Genomic DNA, 17,779 nt, shown 5'->3' with positions numbered 1-17,779 from the left:
TGTTAAAATGGCAGCCATATTGCGATGACGTTGAGATACTTGTGAGCTTATTTATTTGTCCCCTTTGCCAATCACCATTACAGCCTGCCGCAGATACGTGGCGCTGCGATGGCAGCTTGCACCCAAAACACACGGCTCATCCATTTGATGTGGCACGTCAGGGTTATGTTAATTTATTGCCCGTGCAACAAAAAAAATCCAAAGCACCGGGCGATAGCCAGCAATCAATTGATGCACGCAAACGGTTTTTAAACGCTGGACATTATCAGCCATTGCAGACGCTTATTTGCCAGAAAATGAGGGAATTGTTGGCGAAAAATGAGTCGGTCGCTGATTCAGCAATTGAGCCGATAACTAAAAAGGATAGCAAGACAATCAATTGGTTGGATATTGGCTGTGGTGAAGGGTATTACACGCAGGCAATGGCACAGACAGGCATGGATACGCTCATCGCCGCAGATATCAGTAAACCTGCTGTGGTAGAGCTTGCGAAAACGAGCAAAGCGACGGGGCGTCTTTGGTATCAGCAAGCTAAAGACAGTGTTACTAATGCGACAGCCAAGTCGGCAGTCATCTATCCGCTTGTTACCAGCGCTGCCCATTTGCCGTTACGCGCGCATAGCATCAATGGCATTAGCAGTATCTTTAGTCCTATCTTGCCAGACGCGTTCAATGAGGTATTGACTGCAGACGGTTATTTAATCATTGCCAAGCCAGATATCGGGCATCTAGCGACGATGCGCGAAGCGTTATTTGATAACGTCCGCGAGCATGATTCGGATAAGTTTTTGCATGAATTGGCTCCATATTTCACGCTAATGGGTACGGAGCATGTCAATACCGAGATGACGTTGTCAGCCGCTGATTTGGCTGATTTGATGACCATGACGCCTTATGCTTATCGTGCGCTTAATGAAAAAAGACAGGCGCTACTAGCAGCCGTTGAAACAGAATCCTTTAAGACGCAAGCTAAGTTTGTCATCTATATTTTGCAGAAGACAGCAGCTGAATAGAATCGCTTAATGTCATTAGTATTTCTCCATGTTATTAGCCCGTTTAGATATGATCAATTGAATTGAGGACACGCCCTAATAATGGGTTACAAAACAGGCCCCATCGTGGCGACAATGTTATTCCAGATTTTATAAGATAACGGCCAGTTTTCAACTTGCTCACGAGTGACCTCTTCAGAATCAGCGATATACTGGTATTGTCGCTCAACGATGGCCGCTGTGAGCGTTTTATCGCTAAACACAATGTTGTTTTCATAGTTCAAATCAAAGCTACGCAAGTCTAAATTGGTCGAGCCAATCAGACTGATTTCGCCATCGATGGTCAAGGTTTTTGCGTGTAATAGACCGGGTTTATATTCGTAAATATTGACCCCCGCTTCAAGCAGCTGCCAGTAATAACTGTGGCTGGTAGCAGCCACGACTATTGAGTCGTTATTCTTTGGGAAAATCATGGTTACTTGTACACCGCGATAAGCGGTCGCACACAAAATGCTGACGAGCGAATAATCAGGCACAAAATAAGGCGTTGAGATAATCAGGGTTCGTTTTGCCTGACCAATTAAGACACCTAAAAATTGTGGCGTGGTGCCGCGTCGTTGGGTAGGACCATCAGAAAAAACCTGTGCAGCAAAGCCATTTGGCGGCAATGCGACTGGTAAAGGTGGCGATGATGTTATTGGTAAAGGCTCCTCAGTTTCTGGCTGTGGGGATTTTTGTTGCTTTAGTTGAGGGTCAATAAAATAAGGAAAGCTGTCAAGCGGCGTATCAGGATTTTCAGTCAGCCAATCACTGGCAAACAACATCTGATTCTGTGCCACCACTGGTCCTTCGACCCGCAGCATAATGTCTACCCACGGCGCAAATTTTGGCTTTACACGAAACTCAGGATCGGCGCAGTTGCGACTGCCACAGTAGCCGATTTTGCCGTCAATAACCGTAATCTTGCGGTGATTTCGCAAGTCAATCCGGCTAAACATGAGTACCTTTAAAAGATTACTAATTGGTAGGGCAACACTGACTTGTACGCCAGCTTCTATCATTTCCTGCCATATCTTTGAGCCGACCATTTTTCGTGAGCCCATACCGTCAACCATTGCTCGGCAGATGACGCCGCGCCTTGCCGCTCGTATGAGCGCTTGAGCAGTATCGATTCCCATACCATCGATTAGCCAAATATAATACAGCACATGAATATGATCGGTCGCTGCATCAAAGTCGGCAATCATACGTTTGCGCGTCTCAGCCGCATCTGCTATTAGCTCTGCGTGATTGCCCACCGTTGTATGATAGCCAGTTGCATTGGCAGAGTAGGCAAAGGCCGCTTGGTATTCAGGTTTGATAGCCTCCGACAAAGCGATGTCATCACCAAGTACTTCGGGACTATGTGCGCTTAATTTATCGATGATTTCTTTACGTTTGCGCGTAAAATCGCGTCCTAGATGCACCTCACCAAACATCCAATAAATTACAACTCCCAGATAAGGCAAAATGAACAATATCACGAGCCAAGCGAGCCGAGCGGGCGAGGTCAGATCATGGCGCGCAAGCACTCGCAAAGAGATCAGTATCAGCAGCATAAAATGAACAGTTAAAAAGATATCCAATAGCATAATGCGCTCCATCATTATTATTTTTATTTGCAGTATTTATCAGTGGTTCTTACTGATTATAACGCACTGTAAAATTACCACCGTTTTGATTGGTAAAAACAGCAATGCGGCAACGCTGGAGCTATGATATTTAGTAGTAAGCTTGTTCAAACTGGTGAAATATACACCTCCATCAATACTCTCCTAACAACCAGCCACTGACAAAGGCAAAATACTCGCGAAACCAAGCGTTGTAACGAATGGATAAAGGCGTGGGACTGGCGACGGTGATCGGTTGTGTATAGCCCTGATGTCGCGCAATGCTGGCTGCGCGAATGCTATGGAAATCACTGGTAACGATGGCGATAGGATCAGTGATAGATAGCCCTTTTGCTTCTAACAACGCTCGGCTGTTAGCGAGGTTTTCTTCCGTACTAGTACTTTTACCTTCTTGTAAAATGCGTTCGAATGGCACGCCATGTGCCTCATGCAAATACGTGGCCATGATATCGGCTTCGCTACGTGTACGCTGAAAACCAACGCCACCACTGGTTATCACCAAAGCATCTGGTTGCGTCTCGATAAGGGGCACGGCGGTGTCCAAGCGCTTGGCGAGCGTCGGTGTCGGCTTACCTGCAACCGTGCCAGAGCCTAATATAATAATCGCTGCCACTGTCGGTGCAGGCTGCTGGCTAAGCGCAATCTGCTGTTGTAATGACCAAATAAATAGAGCGAACCTCAACAACCAAAGTATAAATACAGCCCATAACCCATACCAAAGGCGGTTAAAGCCATAATGTTGGCTACAAAACCTGCGTATTGCATGCCAAAACATTCCATGTATGACAAAAACCATGCCGAGTAAAAAAGGTACAACCGAGCCGAAGTTGACTTTACCGACGACTATCAATGCAGCGCAATCGATGATAAGTATGATGCCGATAACAGATAAGAGGCCACGAGTAACCGAAATTAAACCTTTAGTCATAGTGAAAGACGCTTTTTTATTCAAGTGAATGGAGTTTCTGATAGTGGCTTATAAAAGTAAGCGGTAATGAGGTATGTTTTAACCCATTATTAATCTATTTTTAACCTGTCTTTATAAAATATAGTGATTCTGGACATATTGAATGCACAGTTCATGAAACGCTTGTGCTGACGGTGAAATCGTTTTATTTGCCAATTTAAAAATACCAATTTGTCTGTCTAAGGTAGGTTCAAGTAAGTCGAGCCATACCAATTCTGGCTCATTCGACGGAAAGGCGAGCTTGGGTAGGGTGGTGATGCCAAGATCATTGCGTAATAATGAAAATAAGGAAGTAATGTTCTCGACCGTGTAACGCGCATTGCGGTTGAGCACCTCGGCGGGTGTGTTTTCGAGCAGTCGACAAGTGCCATTATAAATAAAAGGCTGGGTCATCAGTTGTTGCCATTTAAGCCCTGCTTTTTGTTGGTTTCTTGACGGTTTTACTGGTTGATTTAACGAGTTGCTTTTTAAGCAGACCACGCCAATCGGGTCAGATATGAGCAAGGTGAAATCTATGTTTGATTGGTCGATACTAGTGCAGTTGCCCAATGCTAAATCGATTTCACCTGCCAATAAACGATTGGCCACACCGACAGAGTTATCATCTATTAGTACAATCTCGACATCAGGATATCTCTTGGAGTACTCAACCAACACGCTAGGCAAGAGTTTTGTCACCAGTGATGGCACGCTTGCAATCCTTATTTTGCCTTTATCGCCAGCGGCTGCTCCTTTTAAATCATCCTCTAGCGCTTGATAAACCGTCATAAACTGCTCGATTTTGGGTAAACAAGTCTCGCCAAAAGGCGTGAGTGTTGCTTTATTTCCTCCTTCAAATAAGCGCTGACCCAGTGTTTTTTCCAATTCCTTTATCGAGGCAGACAACGCCGCTTGCGAGCGATTGGCTCGATCCGCCGCCGCCCGAAAGCCGCCTTCCTCTACCACGCATAAAAAGTGACGTAATTGCTGTAATTTCATAGGCTTATTCTTCACCACTATTAATATATAAGATATCGTCTATGATAGATTAAATCTATTATATTCTAAATTTAATTAGTTAGATTTATCGTTAGTACTTGGGTAGGATAACTCTATAGCAATCGCTGCCCAATCATTGATCAAAGGATATGACGACATGACGACTCATTCAACCAAACAATCCATCAAAACCTCACTTTATGCGTCTAAAGCCCCTCTAGAATGGGCGATCACTAGCAATGGTACGTTGTACACCGCGCAGATTCCTATCGATGAAAATGGTGATGTGGTTGCAGGTGGTATCGAAGCGCAAACCCGTCAAACGTTAGACAATCTCAAGCACACACTAGAATGTGCCAATGTTGGTATGGATTCGGTACTACAGGTCATGATCTATGTGACCGATCGCGACTATCTAAAAACGGTCAATCAAGTTTATGCTGAATACTTTGAAGCACCCTATCCAAATCGGGCAGCGCTCGTGATAGCAGGACTGGCTCGTGAAGAAATGCTGGTTGAGCTGGTTGTATATGCCGCTGTGCCTTAAAGCTAATTTTAATATTCCATCTTTTAATACTTTATCAAGGAAGCTCTTATGTCAGCTCACACAGCCCAACAGATATTGCAGCAAGACCCAACCAAATCACTTTACATTAACGGTGAATGGCAGTCAGGCGTAAATACCGTAGCCAATATTAACCCATCTGATATCACCGACACTATCGGTGAGTTCGCACAAGCGAGTAGCGATCAAGTCAAAGAGGCTATTGCTGCTGCCCGTCACGCTCAGCCAAAATGGGAAGCAACTCCTTTAGAAAAAAAGCAGTCTATCCTACAAGCAATTGGCGATGAAATGATTGCTCGCTGTGATGAGCTAGGTACGCTGTTGTCTCTTGAAGAAGGTAAGCCTTTTGCGGAAGGTCGCGGCGAGATTTACCGCGCAGGTCAGTTCTTTCATTACTATGCCGCTGAAGTATTGCGCCAAATCGGTGATAACGCCGCCTCAGTACGCCCCGGTGTCAAGGTTGAAGTTACCCGAGAAGCAGTCGGTGTGGTCGCCATTATCTCACCTTGGAACTTCCCAACTGCCACTGCTGTGTGGAAGATCGCGCCAGCGCTAGCGTTTGGTAACACAGTCATTTGGAAGCCTGCGAATTTGACGCCAGCCAGCGCAGTGGCATTGGCTGAAATCATTCACCGTCAAGGTATGCCAGAAGGGACGTTTAACCTACTATTGGGTGGCGGATCGTCAGTCGGTGATGCGCTCATCAATTCTACAGATATTGATGCCGTTAGCTTTACGGGCTCTGTACCAACAGGTCGCAAAGTTGCTGCTGCAACGGCCCCGAACTTTATCCGTTGCCAGCTTGAGATGGGTAGCAAAAATGCCTTGGTTATCGCTGATGATGCCGATTTGCAAGTTGCTATCGATGCGGCAGTGGCTGGTGCATTTGGTGGTTCTGGACAGAAATGTACTGCTTCTTCACGACTCATCGTGATGGACAGTATTCATGATGCCTTTGTCGAAGGGGTGATTGCCAAAATGAAAACCTTAAAAGTCGGTCATGCGCTTGATGACGGTATCTTTATGGGGCCAGTCGTCGATGATAAGCAACTGGCATCAAATATGGACTGGATCGAAAAAGCCAAGCAATCTGGTGCCAATTTAGCGTTTGGTGGTGAGCGTTTAGAGATGCCACATGACGGCTACTATATGTCGCCAACCTTGTTTACCGAGACGGACAACAGCTGGGATATCAACCAAGAAGAGGTTTTTGCTCCGCTGGCTTGTGTGATGCGTGTCAAGGATTTGGACGAAGCGATTGCCATAACCAATGACACGCGCTTTGGTCTGACGGGGGGCATCATCACCCAAAGCTTGCGTAGCAGTGCGATGTTCAAAGAACAAGTGCAAGCAGGTTGCGTCATGGTCAATTTAGCGACTGCAGGTACGGACTATCATGTACCGTTTGGTGGCCGTAAACAGTCAAGCTTTGGCCCGCGTGAGCAAGGTCAATATGCCAAAGAGTTCTATACCATCGTCAAGACCGCTTATCAAAAAGCGTACTAGGCATGTCTTAACAAGCATACTCGCCGCTATCGAAGTGACACGGTGTGAAAAATCACTTAATAGCCAATGATAGCGGCCACTGATAAAAGTATTAAAGGGAATTGATATGTACCAAGACCATATCGTCATTGACGGATTACAGTATAGCCATTGGGATCGTGATTACTTTAAGATGCTACAAGCCAGTGGTATCAATGCGGTACATGCCACCTTGGTCTATCACGAAGATGCCCGTCAGACCATGACCCGCTTTAGCGAGTGGCACACACGCTTTGAGCAAAACTCAGATCTTATCTTGCCAGTGTACTCAGTAGCTGATATCAAAACGGCAAAAGAGCAGGGCAAAGTGGGCATCTTCTTTGGCGCGCAAAACTGCTCACCAATCGATGATGAAATTGGCCTAATCAGCGTGATGCGCCGCTTGGGTCTATTGATTATGCAGCTGACTTATAACAATCAGAGCTTACTAGCGACGGGTTGTTATGAGCAGAATGATAGCGGTATTACACGTTTTGGCCAGCAAGCCATTGCTGAGATGAATCGTGTCGGTATGATTATCGATATGTCACACAGCGCTGAGCGTTCAACGCTTGAGGCGATAGAGATCTCATCGCGCCCGATATGTATCAGTCATGCCAATCCAACCACGGCTCATGACGCGCTACGCAATAAATCGGATACGGTTATTAGTGCATTAACCAAAGCGGGCGGGTTGTTAGGTTTTAGCTTATACCCGTTTCATTTGCCAAATGGTAGTGATTGCACATTAGATGATTTCTGTACGATGATTGCCAATTGCGCTGATAAATACGGTGTCGAGCATTTATCCATTGGTAGTGACTTGTGTCTCAATCAACCCCAAGCCGTGCTTGAGTGGATGCGTAATGGGCGCTGGTCAAAAGCGATGGACTATGGTGAAGGCAATGCCAATAATTCAGGTTGGCCAGATACCTTGCCGTGGTTCGCTGGGAAGGACGGTATGGAAAACATCTATAACGGTTTGCTAAAACATGGCTTTAATGAGATTGACGCTGGAAAAGTCATCGGTCAAAACTGGTTTGATTTCCTTGAGAGTGGTTTAAAGCCTTTAGCCTAAAGGCTCATTCCTAAAGGATAATTCTAGCAAGTCATCGCTAAAAATCGCTATAGGACGACAGACGTTTTATAGCGCATACCCATTTGAAATAAATAGCTTTGAAGTAAATGCCTTTGAAATCAATAATATAGTGAGGATATCTGGCTATATCCTCATTGTTATACGTCTGATCTAAATAACGAAACGTTAGCATATGGAGCCACATCATGGCCGATTTAAAGGGACTTAATCAAGTTGAGCAAGGATGCTCAAACGCTGCCAATAGCACAGCGGATAAGGTGAGCACTGTACCAGCTGCTACCGATATTGATGCGTTGGGGCTAAAAAATCCTGCCTTTTGGTATAGTGGCGGGTTTATTACGATTTTTGTGCTCATGGCGATTTTTGCAGAAGCACAGTTAGCAACGATTGTGGATGTTGGTTTTAAATGGTCGGCCAATATCTTTGGTCCTTTTTGGCAAATTTTGCTTCTCGCTACTTTCGTCATCGCTTTAGCGGTTGGAGCAGGTCGCACGGGTCGTGTGATTTTGGGCAACTTACCAAAGCCTGAAATGGACAATTTCAAATGGATGGCCATCCTGTTTTGTACATTATTGGCTGGAGGCGGGGTTTTTTGGGCGGCGGCAGAACCTATTGCTCATTTTGTGTCAGCGCCTCCTTTATACGGTGAGTCACCAGACTTGCAACAACGAGCATTTAACGCCTTATCACAATCTTTTATGCATTGGGGATTTTTGGCGTGGTCGATTGTCGGTAGTTTGACCGCGATTGTGGTCATGCATTTGCATTATGACAAAGGCTTGCCGCTGAAACCTCGCACACTTCTTTATCCTATGTTTGGTGAGCGCGTACTTACTGGTCAAACGGGCGCGATTATCGATGCGTGCTGTATCGTCGCCGTGGCTGCGGGTACGATTGGTCCGATTGGCTTTTTGGGTCTACAGACCAGCTATGCCCTCAATACTTTGTTTGGTATTCCTGATACTTTTGCCACCCAGCTTATCATTATCATATTCGCGATTGCGCTTTATACCTTATCAGCGATCAGCGGTCTTGCTCGAGGCATGCAATTGCTCAGCCGCTTCAATGTCATATTGGCAGTTGCGCTGATGGTCTTTATTTTGATATTTGGACCGACCAATTTTATCGTCAATGGTTATATTCAAGGTGTCGGCACGATGGTCGATAACTTTATTCCGATGGCCACTTTTCGCGGTGATGAAGGCTGGCTTGGCGGTTGGACCGTGTTCTTTTGGGGTTGGTTTTTGGGTTATGGCCCGATGATGGCCATCTTTATCGCTCGTATCTCACGTGGTCGTACGATTCGTCAATTGATTACCACGGTTTGTATCATTGCGCCACTCGTTACTTGCTTTTGGTTCACCGTCGTTGGTGGTTCAGGTCTGGCGTTTGAGATTGCCAATCCGGGCAGTGTCAGTAGTGCCTTTGAAGGCTTTAACTTACCTGGTGCACTATTAGCCATTACCCAGCAATTACCCTTTCCTTTAATTACCTCGATATTATTTCTAATTTTAACCACCGTTTTTATCGTCACGACAGGCGATTCGATGACCTATACCATCAGCGTCGTCATCAGTGGCGAGCGTGAGCCAAACGCCATGATTCGTACCTTTTGGGGCATCATGATGGGGGTAACAGCGATTGTTTTAATCTCGCTTGGTTCAGGGGGCGTGACCGCATTACAGTCCTTTATCGTGATTACCGCTGTGCCTGTCTCCTTTATTCTATTGCCGTCGTTATGGAATGGACCACAAATTGCCCAGCAAATGGCGCGAGAGCAAGACTTGTATCGACCTAATCAGGTAGAGGTAAGACATAAAATTAGCGAAGAAAAGCTCGCTAAGGAAAAGCTTACTCAAAAAACTGATTGACTACCAAACGGTCAAGGTCAAAACAACGATCCTAAAAACGGCTGAATACTTATTTACTGATAGATATCATCATTGGCATTATTAACGAAGCTGCTGGCTCAATATATTAGGTAAGGTAGTGAAATTATGAATATGATTCATGCAAATAATGAAAGCATTAACGTCAAGCCGCCTCAACTTACCACTGAATTTCGTACTCGTGACGTGATTATGAATGCAGAAAGGTTGGGCGCGATGCACCAAACTCGCATTAGCTTTGTGCGCACGTTACTGCGTAAGATTGATAGAGAGCAATGGACGCTCAGTACCCATTTGTGGGATTTGGATGAGCAAGGCTATGGCACGGTTATTTATCGCCTCAATACCCCAGAGCATCTGTATCATCTGGTGGTGTTTTGTAATGAGCTGGCTGATGATGAGCGCAACGATAGGGTGATTGCCCAAAAATGGGATGTAACCTTTGGTCTGGTCTTTGGTGAGATAAGTGAGGAATTACTGGATAATCTACAAGCCAATGTACCGCTGCAAGAAGCAGGTCGCAACTCTAATATGGTGATGGTGCTGGCACGAGCAAATAAAAGCGTACGGGTCTTTGATCATATCGTTAGCTCACTCGCCGTTGGTCAGCAACCAGATTTAGATATACTTGCGCAAGTGGGTTATATATTGCGCACTACTGCCGTCTATGGCAATGGTAAGTTTGGTATTTATGACTTCAAACCGTTAGATCACAGTGCAGATTTTGATCAATCCTTTCGAGCGCAGATGTGTGCCGTGTATTTGCTGCGTGAGTTTAGCTTAGATTGGGTCGATTATTTGGCAAAGCAAAAAGGCGGTAGCAACGCCGCTGCTCTGCATCCAGAGATTAAGCGTTACTTGGGAGTTGGTAACGCCACCGGTCTGGGCATGGCACCGTATCTAATCAACCATCCCTGTGTCGTCGATCAATGGCTAACTACCCGTGAAGAAGCGTTGCAAGCGACACTGGTTTGCCAAATTGAGCCTAATGAAACGGCGCATTTTGCCAGTTTAATCAAACGCGCTATTCAGCATTTTAGTGAAATTGTCACTATCAATGAGCAGCAAATTAAACTCAATGAAGCGGTCGTTGCGGAATTAGCCGTACTACAAAATAATTTGATGGCAACTATTAATCAATACAGTACATGGGCGGAGTTCTTACAAGCTCACCATCATCTAAGCCTTGAGAGCCAAGAAGTAGTTATCTCTTGCTTGATGGAGCTTTATCCTGAGCATGTCGATGCGTTTCAAGAAAAAATAAATGCCGATGAAACGCTGTCGCTACCGAAAGGCAAGGTGATCCAAGATTTAATCGATGTATTAGAGCTACATTATCAGTGGGCGATTAATATTGATTTTAGCCAGCCCGATAATAGCCATTGGTTTTGGTATCGTTCGGTGGATAAAGAAGAGCCAAGGATGGGCGTGCGTGGGCAAGAACCGGGTGCTGATCGTGAGCTTGCATTAGACATCGCACGGCAAGCAAATAAGCTGTATCTCGCGTTGAAACCCACCGATCCAAAGCAGCTCATTTCAGAGTTCATCTTAAATCAGCCAAAATATCGCTCGATTGCGCGCCGCGTTTGGACGATGGGACATAAGCCACTGGGCGATATTCAGATGAATGTCTTGCATAAAACCGCATTACCCATGCACCTGTTACGGTGTAAATTATCGATGTTTGGTGCCACCAAGTTCGATCCCAGATCAGATCGCTGGGTGCGGATCACCTTGTTTCAAGGTGCGCCTTTGTTTGCAGAAGTGCATAGTGATGAGTGGCTGTTTCCTTTATTACCCGATTTATCGAAAGAGCAGCGAGGTTTGACTCATGATCGTATCGCATAATGAAATCATGACGATAGTACACAAAGCCTTTACTGGGATGCACCGTGAAGTAGGCGAAGCGGATGTGATTGCTACCATGGTCGCTGAATTACAGATGGCGGGCTTGGACGGTATCAGACACTTTAACAATGCCAGTCCGTATATCTTAACTGAGCACGATACGCCAATCGATATCGTCCATCAACAAGACGGCGCTATTCGTTTAGATTTGCATGGTAGCAGCTTGGCTTGTCACTTGCCGACTATCATTGACTATGCTCTGGAAAAAATGGGTGATTTGGCGCATTTTCATATTTATTTACAGAACTGTCATAACCGCTGGTTGGCTTATAGCGAGCTGGTGGGGCTGGCTGCCAAAGGCTTTGCTTGCTTGGCTAAATGGGACAATGGCTCTGTGCCCAAGCATACATTATTTACGTTAAATCAAGGTTTTGTGTATCCTGATTTATACTTTTTTGACCAAGCACAAGCCAATTACAATACCAATGATATGATTATTGAAATTGCGACCCAAAATTTTGATATTGAACAGGATATACAGCATTTCAATTATAAAATATCGACAGATGAGCTATTTGAAACGCATCAGCGCGCATGGAAAGAAGGCATCTATGTCGACGATGAGCAGTGGGCGATACTCAAAAAAACGGCTGCGGCGATGTTGGTAGAAAATAGTGAAACATCAAGTAAAGGTGCGGGAGGGGCGTAAGCGAGAGGAATGTAATAAATAAAAGGTTACAAAATGACACAGGCAAATAAATTAAGCCAAAAAGAGGCTTGTAATTAAAAATTTCAGAAAGTGTTTTGGACTAAAAGGTATTTCGGAGTTGTTTGAACAGATGGGAAAGCTAGAGGCTTTGATTAAGCAGAATAAGATTGGCGGTGAAGGAGGGATTCGAACCCTCGATACGCTATTAACGCATACACACTTTCCAGGCGTGCGGTTTCAGCCACTCACCCACTTCACCGTTTTTAGACGGCTTAGTATAGCGGATACTGTCTAGAATGTCACGACTTGCACCTTATCTTTCTTTATTTACAAACGCCTGCTACGATAGCGTATACGTAATGACAAGCATAGATGGTTGAAAGTTGAATGATAAGTTTCGGTAGGCTCAATGCCCGTTTGAAAAACAGTATTACAATGACCGTGATGGCGGTGGTCGTAAGTATAACTTCAGCGCATGCTGATGACTTTACTCAGTGTAGCGAGTCCTTTTATGGCGGTGTCTATCCTGAGTTTATCAATACCAAGCTAAGCAACAAAACCCAAGCCTTATGCATGGATGGTTTTGCCGTTATGTATTCTGGCGTGTCGCGTACACCGCTTTGGTCGGCAGAGTATTTGGATCGCAAGCGTTTACAACAAGCAAAAGAAATTGATCGTGAAGACAGCTTTCATGAAGAAAGTAGGTTACCAAAATCCGCACGCGCCTCATTGTCCGACTATTCAGGCTCTGGCTATGATCGCGGGCATTTAGCGCCCAATGCTGATATGGCGAATCGCAGTCAACAATATGATAGCTTTAGCCTTGCCAATATCGCCCCGCAGTCACCGCGCAACAATCGCTATATCTGGCGTAATATTGAATCAGCCACTCGCTATTTGACCCAGCAATATGGAGAGGTTTATAGCATTACAGGAGTAGCCTTTACTGGCAAAACAACCAAGCAATTGGCAGATCGTGTGCTGGTGCCCAGTCATTTTTTTAAAGCCGTCTACATACCAGCGATTAATCAAGCAGGGGTCTATTATGCACCCAATGATGAGTCGGAGCGCATAGAGGTTATTAGTGTTGATGAACTCTCGACTAGAATTGGTATCGATGTGCTGCCCGTCTTGGATGCCAAAACCAAAACACAGGCGTTTGATCTGCCATTAAAGGCGGGTGAAAGCTCCGAGTTGCCCGATGAGCCAACAGAAGAGCCGGCTTGGATGCTGTTTGTTTGGGCGATTCTTGAGTGGGTAATCGTCCAATTGCAAGCATAATGCCTCTGTGACACGAGTCTATATATAATAAAAGGCACAAAAAATCCAAAAATTACGCAAGGTATTAATAAAAAGGAGAATCACATGATTGATCCATTTGCCAATGACCACCAAAGCATGCAAATTGGTGAGCTTATCATCGAAAACCAAACAGATAAAATTATTATATATGGCGATATTGATTTGACTCTTGATGCTACTGGATATGAGCAAGCACAACAGTTGCATGAACTAACAAGCAAGATTATTCAGGCATTTGAAAATAATTCTATTTACAATAATAGTCAGCATAAGTCAAAAGAAAAAGATGACCGGTTAGATAAAAATATTGACAATCCTTTTTTGTAACTATTTGATATAGTTCAATTTTTATAGAAATAATAAACTATAAAAAAATTACTAGGCAAAAGCTTAAAATTGCTTATAATGAGTCAAGACATCGCTTATGTCGTATAAAATTTTGATGAGCAGTTTTTTTAGATGCGCTAAACACTCCCAAAGAGTAGAAAGTCGCATGGCTGTTAATAGGGATTTTAGCGAAGGATAAGCCTAGGAGATCAGAAACATAACGTTTCGAGTAATCATTGTATGAAGGGAATCAGTCTATGAAATTATTTACCAAAACCACTCTAGCTGTTGCAGGTATCAGTTTAGCAAGCATGGCATTCGCCGCTGATCCTTTGGCCAATACCACGTGGCAGACATTTGATGAAGGTAAGCCAAAAGGTACCGTAAAGATTACTGAGTCAAATGGTGTACTAACAGGTACGCTTATCGCTACTAACTCAGCCAAAGGCAAAAAGCACGTTGGTACGACCATTATTAAAGGTTTAAAGTCTGATGGTGGTGGCAAATATAGTGGTGGTACGATTACTGATCCTGAAAAGGGCAAAGACTATCGTATGACCGCAAACTTGAGTGGTAACACCTTAAATCTAAAAGGTTATATCGGTCCATTCTCACGCAGTCAAACGTGGAAAAAGAAATAAGCCGAGAGCTTATTTTTAGTATTAGACTTAATAGTTATAAATAGATAAAAATCCCGCAATACCTTTTGGTAATGCGGGATTTTTAGTACATATATTTTAATATTGGCTTCAGAGCTTATCTCACAAATTCTGGATATGCTTCCATACCACACTCTGCTATATCCGCACCTTCATACTCATCTTCTTCAGAGATACGAAGACCAATCACTAATTTGATAACCGCCCAAGTGATTAAGCTGGCGATGAATACCCAAGTAAAGATAGTGGCTGCACCAGCAATCTGACCTACGAACGATGCTGCTGGATTGGTAATTGGTACGATAAGCAGACCGAACAGACCGACTACACCATGAACTGAGATAGCACCCACTGGATCATCTATTTTTATTTTATCCAATGCTAAGATAGATAGCACAACGATAACGCCAGCGATCAAACCAAACAGTGTTGCTTGTAATGCAGATGGGGTTGAGGGTTCTGCTGTGATAGCGACTAATCCTGCGAGTGCACCATTTAAGAGCATGGTTAAGTCAGCTTTGCCAAAGATGATGCGTGCTATTATTAAAGCACCAATTGCACCGCCTGCCGCTGCTGCATTGGTATTCAAAAACACCATAGCAACCGAGTTAGCACTGGCAATATCACCCAGTTTTAGCACCGAGCCGCCATTGAAACCGAACCAACCCATCCAGAGAATAAGTGTTCCAAGCGCTGCCAGTGGTAAGTTAGCACCTGGAATGGCGCGTATTTCACCATTAGGGCCATACTTGCCTTTACGTGCACCTAATAATAATACCCCTGCTAATGCAGCCGCAGCACCCGCCATATGGACGATACCAGAACCTGCAAAATCAGAAAAACCCATGTCGCCTAAATTGAACATACCAAATACATCATTGCCACCCCACGTCCAGCTACCCTCTAATGGATAAATGACACCAGTCATCACCACAGCAAATAATAAGAACGACCACAGCTTCATGCGCTCAGCCACCGCTCCTGAAACGATTGACATACAGGTTGCAACAAATACCACTTGGAAGAAAAAATCAGACGCAGCGGAGTAAACAGAATCACCGTCAAAGCCGTTTTCAGCGGAGGCTGCTAGGGCATCTGCTACCAGCGTTTCATTACCCGCGATACCGCTTAAGAATAGGTTGCCACCATACATAATGGCATAGCCGCATATCATGTACATGGTACAAGCGGTGGCAAAAAGTGCGATATTTTTGGTTAAAATCTCAACGGTGTTTTTTGAGCGGACGAGTCCAGCTTCTAACATGGTGAAGCCTGCTGCCATCCACATGACTAGCGCCCCGCACATTAAAAAGTAAAACGTATCAAGTGCGTACTGGAGCTCGAAGATTTGATTTTGCATGTTAATTCCCCCTTGAATTGATGCAATACAGCTATCGGTATGATCTATAAATCTGTGTCTATATGGCCTTGCGCGTTAGATAGCGTCAGGGCCTGTCTCGCCCGTACGAATACGAATAACTTGCTCGAGTGCAGTGACAAAGATTTTGCCGTCACCAATCTTGCCCGTGCTAGCGATGCGAGTGATCGCTTCGATAGCAGGTTCGACCATCTCATCAATAACAGCCACTTCGACTTTTACTTTAGGTAAGAAGTCCACCACGTATTCTGCGCCGCGATAGAGTTCTGTGTGACCTTTTTGGCGACCGAAACCTTTGACTTCAGTAACAGTGACACCTTTAACACCGATGTCAGAAAGCGCTTCACGTACATCATCGAGCTTAAACGGTTTTAAGATCGCAGTGATTAGCTTCATAAAATATTCCTTATTTGTGTGATGCCGCAGGTTGATCGAAGCATTGTGGTGCATCGTATCGCTGCCATGCTTACTATTAGTCATTCAAGAACTGTGCCAATTTACTCAAGGGGGATAGGTAAGATTGGATTTGTTTGTTCAAAAACAGCCATAGTTATGGCAAAAAATACTGGTTATGCTGCAATGGTATAAACCATCATTATGAGCATAGAGAATGCGAATTAACCTTTAGCGTTGAACTGACGAAAACTTTATTATAACCAACTTTTTAGGTGCTTGGGGAGACCATCCATCTATTTCCTGTGATGATTTGCTAACCTAGTTTGGTATATGAAACGAATTACTTGAGGAGAAAGTAGGGAAAATTGTGTGATACGGTAAGCGGCAGAGCTCAACATGGATGTATAGGCTCTGCGCTCAAAGAGAGAGGAGTGGCTGTGTAGATCGGCTAAAGCCTATACCTTTGGGAAGAGTAGGTAGGGGGTTTTGGTGCTGCCGAGCAGCTTTTTTGTGTCGCTACCTTTTAGAAGTTCGCGCAGACGAGATTGGCCAAAAGCACCGGTCATTAGCATACCGATATCATTTTCATTTTGATAATAATTCAAAGCCGAAGTGACATCACGGCAGTCCAGCAAGGCTTTTTTAGACTTGATGCCTGCTTGTTTGAGCCGCGCATAAGCTTCACGTAGCGCATCGCAATTTTCAGAATTTTCTTTACCGACCATCACGATATGAACGGTTAATGCGCGCACCAGTGAAGTTTTGCAGAGCCAATTGAGCAATTTATGTGAAGTAGGGCTGTTGTCAAAAGCAAATAACGCGGTCGTAGGGGGCAAAAATGGTGCATGAGTCACCAAAATGGGGCAGTGACTGACTCTAATTAACTGGCTCAATGTCGATTTGCAGGTGACATTGTGACCTATAACGATCAATTGTGCTTTGTCATCGACGTAATCGATACTTTCATTGAGGTGTTCATGGCGATGTAGAGTAAAGGTTTTTAGTTTTTGTCGCTGCTGCTCGCAGTAGGTGGTGGCTTGATGAAGCAAAAGCTTACCTTGGGCTTTTAGCTCACAATTACTCAAGTGCTCCTTGGTGGTGAATTGCTCAAGCAGCATGTTTTCATCATCGATATTTAGGCAGCCTGAATAATTCACAGCCGCTTTTTGTTGTAAGCTCGGTACAGAATGCAACAGTCCAACAGGTGCTTGTAGACGAGTCGCGGCCCACATGCTGGCTTCTAACACTGCTTGCACGTGGTCTGGGCAGTCCAAGCAGGCAATCACACTATCTGGTTTCAAATTACTCATAAGACCACCACATTATTCCAATATTAAAAAAACAGAATAAAAAGACAGCTGCTTGGCTCAAGGGTGGGGCGATAATGCTTATGCCCAACCCTTTGCACCAATGCAGCTGTTTATTCAACTGTCTATTTATGAGCGGTAATGAATATTAGCTCAATAAATAGACGTG

General features: G+C 44.5%; 16 protein-coding genes and 1 tRNA gene. 10 read left to right on the top strand and 7 right to left on the bottom strand.

The window, feature by feature from the left end; all coding sequences use genetic code 11:
- Positions 1-41: 41 nt before the first annotated feature.
- Positions 42-1,013 carry a putative RNA methyltransferase gene (locus tag JFC08_RS05675; RefSeq protein WP_338101663.1) on the top strand — a complete coding sequence of 324 codons (972 nt, stop codon included), beginning with the start codon at positions 42-44 and terminating at the stop codon, positions 1,011-1,013.
- A gap of 86 nt (positions 1,014-1,099) precedes the next feature.
- On the opposite strand, the gene cls is transcribed toward JFC08_RS05675, so the two are convergent.
- The 3 genes from cls to JFC08_RS05660 all read right to left on the bottom strand — a co-directional run bounded on the left by cls (position 1,100) and on the right by JFC08_RS05660 (position 4,607).
- Positions 1,100-2,623, bottom strand: a complete 1,524-nt coding sequence (cls, locus tag JFC08_RS05670) for a cardiolipin synthase (protein WP_198330032.1) — start codon at positions 2,621-2,623, stop codon at positions 1,100-1,102.
- Positions 2,624-2,795: 172 nt separating this feature from the next.
- Entirely contained in the window at positions 2,796-3,590 is a 795-nt protein-coding gene (locus JFC08_RS05665) for a YdcF family protein (RefSeq protein ID WP_198330031.1), read from the bottom strand.
- Between the two features lie 111 nt (positions 3,591-3,701).
- Complete coding sequence (locus JFC08_RS05660) at positions 3,702-4,607, bottom strand: LysR family transcriptional regulator (RefSeq protein WP_198330030.1); 906 nt, start codon at positions 4,605-4,607, stop codon at positions 3,702-3,704.
- 157 nt (positions 4,608-4,764) lie between these two features.
- Between JFC08_RS05660 and JFC08_RS05655 the strand changes: the two genes are divergently transcribed.
- The 6 genes from JFC08_RS05655 (at position 4,765) to JFC08_RS05630 (ending at position 12,241) form a co-directional block, all read left to right on the top strand.
- A complete protein-coding gene (locus JFC08_RS05655) occupies positions 4,765-5,154 on the top strand; it encodes a RidA family protein (RefSeq protein WP_198330029.1) in 390 nt (129 codons plus the stop codon).
- A 48-nt stretch (positions 5,155-5,202) separates the two neighbouring features.
- The gene (locus JFC08_RS05650) at positions 5,203-6,678 is read left to right on the top strand and encodes an aldehyde dehydrogenase family protein (RefSeq protein ID WP_198330028.1); all 1,476 of its coding nucleotides are present in this window, start codon (positions 5,203-5,205) and stop codon (positions 6,676-6,678) included.
- Positions 6,679-6,784: 106 nt separating this feature from the next.
- Positions 6,785-7,774, top strand: coding sequence for a membrane dipeptidase (locus tag JFC08_RS05645; protein WP_198330027.1), 990 nt, complete (start codon positions 6,785-6,787; stop codon positions 7,772-7,774).
- A 206-nt stretch (positions 7,775-7,980) separates the two neighbouring features.
- On the top strand, positions 7,981-9,666 hold the full coding sequence (locus tag JFC08_RS05640) for a BCCT family transporter (protein WP_198330026.1): 1,686 nt from the start codon (positions 7,981-7,983) through the stop codon (positions 9,664-9,666).
- Between the two features lie 126 nt (positions 9,667-9,792).
- On the top strand, positions 9,793-11,532 hold the full coding sequence (locus tag JFC08_RS05635) for a hypothetical protein (protein WP_244656501.1): 1,740 nt from the start codon (positions 9,793-9,795) through the stop codon (positions 11,530-11,532).
- Positions 11,516-12,241, top strand: coding sequence for a DUF3726 domain-containing protein (locus JFC08_RS05630; RefSeq protein ID WP_198330025.1), 726 nt, complete (start codon positions 11,516-11,518; stop codon positions 12,239-12,241). Before JFC08_RS05635 ends, JFC08_RS05630 begins: the two co-directional genes overlap by 17 nt.
- Positions 12,242-12,409: 168 nt before the next feature.
- On the opposite strand, the gene JFC08_RS05625 is transcribed toward JFC08_RS05630, so the two are convergent.
- Positions 12,410-12,500: transfer RNA gene (locus JFC08_RS05625), tRNA-Ser, on the bottom strand.
- 158 nt (positions 12,501-12,658) lie between these two features.
- Here JFC08_RS05625 and JFC08_RS05620 point away from each other — a divergent pair.
- The 3 genes from JFC08_RS05620 (at position 12,659) to JFC08_RS05610 (ending at position 14,511) form a co-directional block, all read left to right on the top strand.
- Positions 12,659-13,522: a DNA/RNA non-specific endonuclease gene (locus JFC08_RS05620; RefSeq protein WP_227697661.1), complete on the top strand. Its 864-nt coding sequence runs from the start codon at positions 12,659-12,661 to the stop codon at positions 13,520-13,522.
- A gap of 84 nt (positions 13,523-13,606) precedes the next feature.
- The gene (locus tag JFC08_RS05615) at positions 13,607-13,870 is read left to right on the top strand and encodes a hypothetical protein (RefSeq protein WP_045445842.1); all 264 of its coding nucleotides are present in this window, start codon (positions 13,607-13,609) and stop codon (positions 13,868-13,870) included.
- Positions 13,871-14,127: 257 nt separating this feature from the next.
- Positions 14,128-14,511, top strand: coding sequence for a DUF2147 domain-containing protein (locus JFC08_RS05610; protein WP_045445845.1), 384 nt, complete (start codon positions 14,128-14,130; stop codon positions 14,509-14,511).
- A 115-nt stretch (positions 14,512-14,626) separates the two neighbouring features.
- Here the strand turns inward: JFC08_RS05610 and JFC08_RS05605 are convergent, their stop codons facing one another.
- From JFC08_RS05605 to JFC08_RS05595, 3 genes are all read right to left on the bottom strand, one after another.
- The gene (locus JFC08_RS05605; protein ID WP_045452414.1) at positions 14,627-15,889 is read right to left on the bottom strand and encodes an ammonium transporter; all 1,263 of its coding nucleotides are present in this window, start codon (positions 15,887-15,889) and stop codon (positions 14,627-14,629) included.
- A 75-nt stretch (positions 15,890-15,964) separates the two neighbouring features.
- Entirely contained in the window at positions 15,965-16,303 is a 339-nt protein-coding gene (locus tag JFC08_RS05600; RefSeq protein WP_010197981.1) for a P-II family nitrogen regulator, read from the bottom strand.
- Between the two features lie 455 nt (positions 16,304-16,758).
- Positions 16,759-17,613 (bottom strand): universal stress protein, encoded by an 855-nt coding sequence (locus JFC08_RS05595; protein WP_198330024.1) that lies wholly within the window; start codon positions 17,611-17,613, stop codon positions 16,759-16,761.
- Positions 17,614-17,779: the final 166 nt, after the last annotated feature.

Source organism: Psychrobacter cibarius (genome assembly GCF_016107535.1).
Lineage (GTDB): Bacteria > Pseudomonadota > Gammaproteobacteria > Pseudomonadales > Moraxellaceae > Psychrobacter > Psychrobacter cibarius.
The sequence above is the reverse complement of the archived record's forward strand: the minus strand, read 5'-3'. Positions and strand labels throughout refer to the sequence as shown.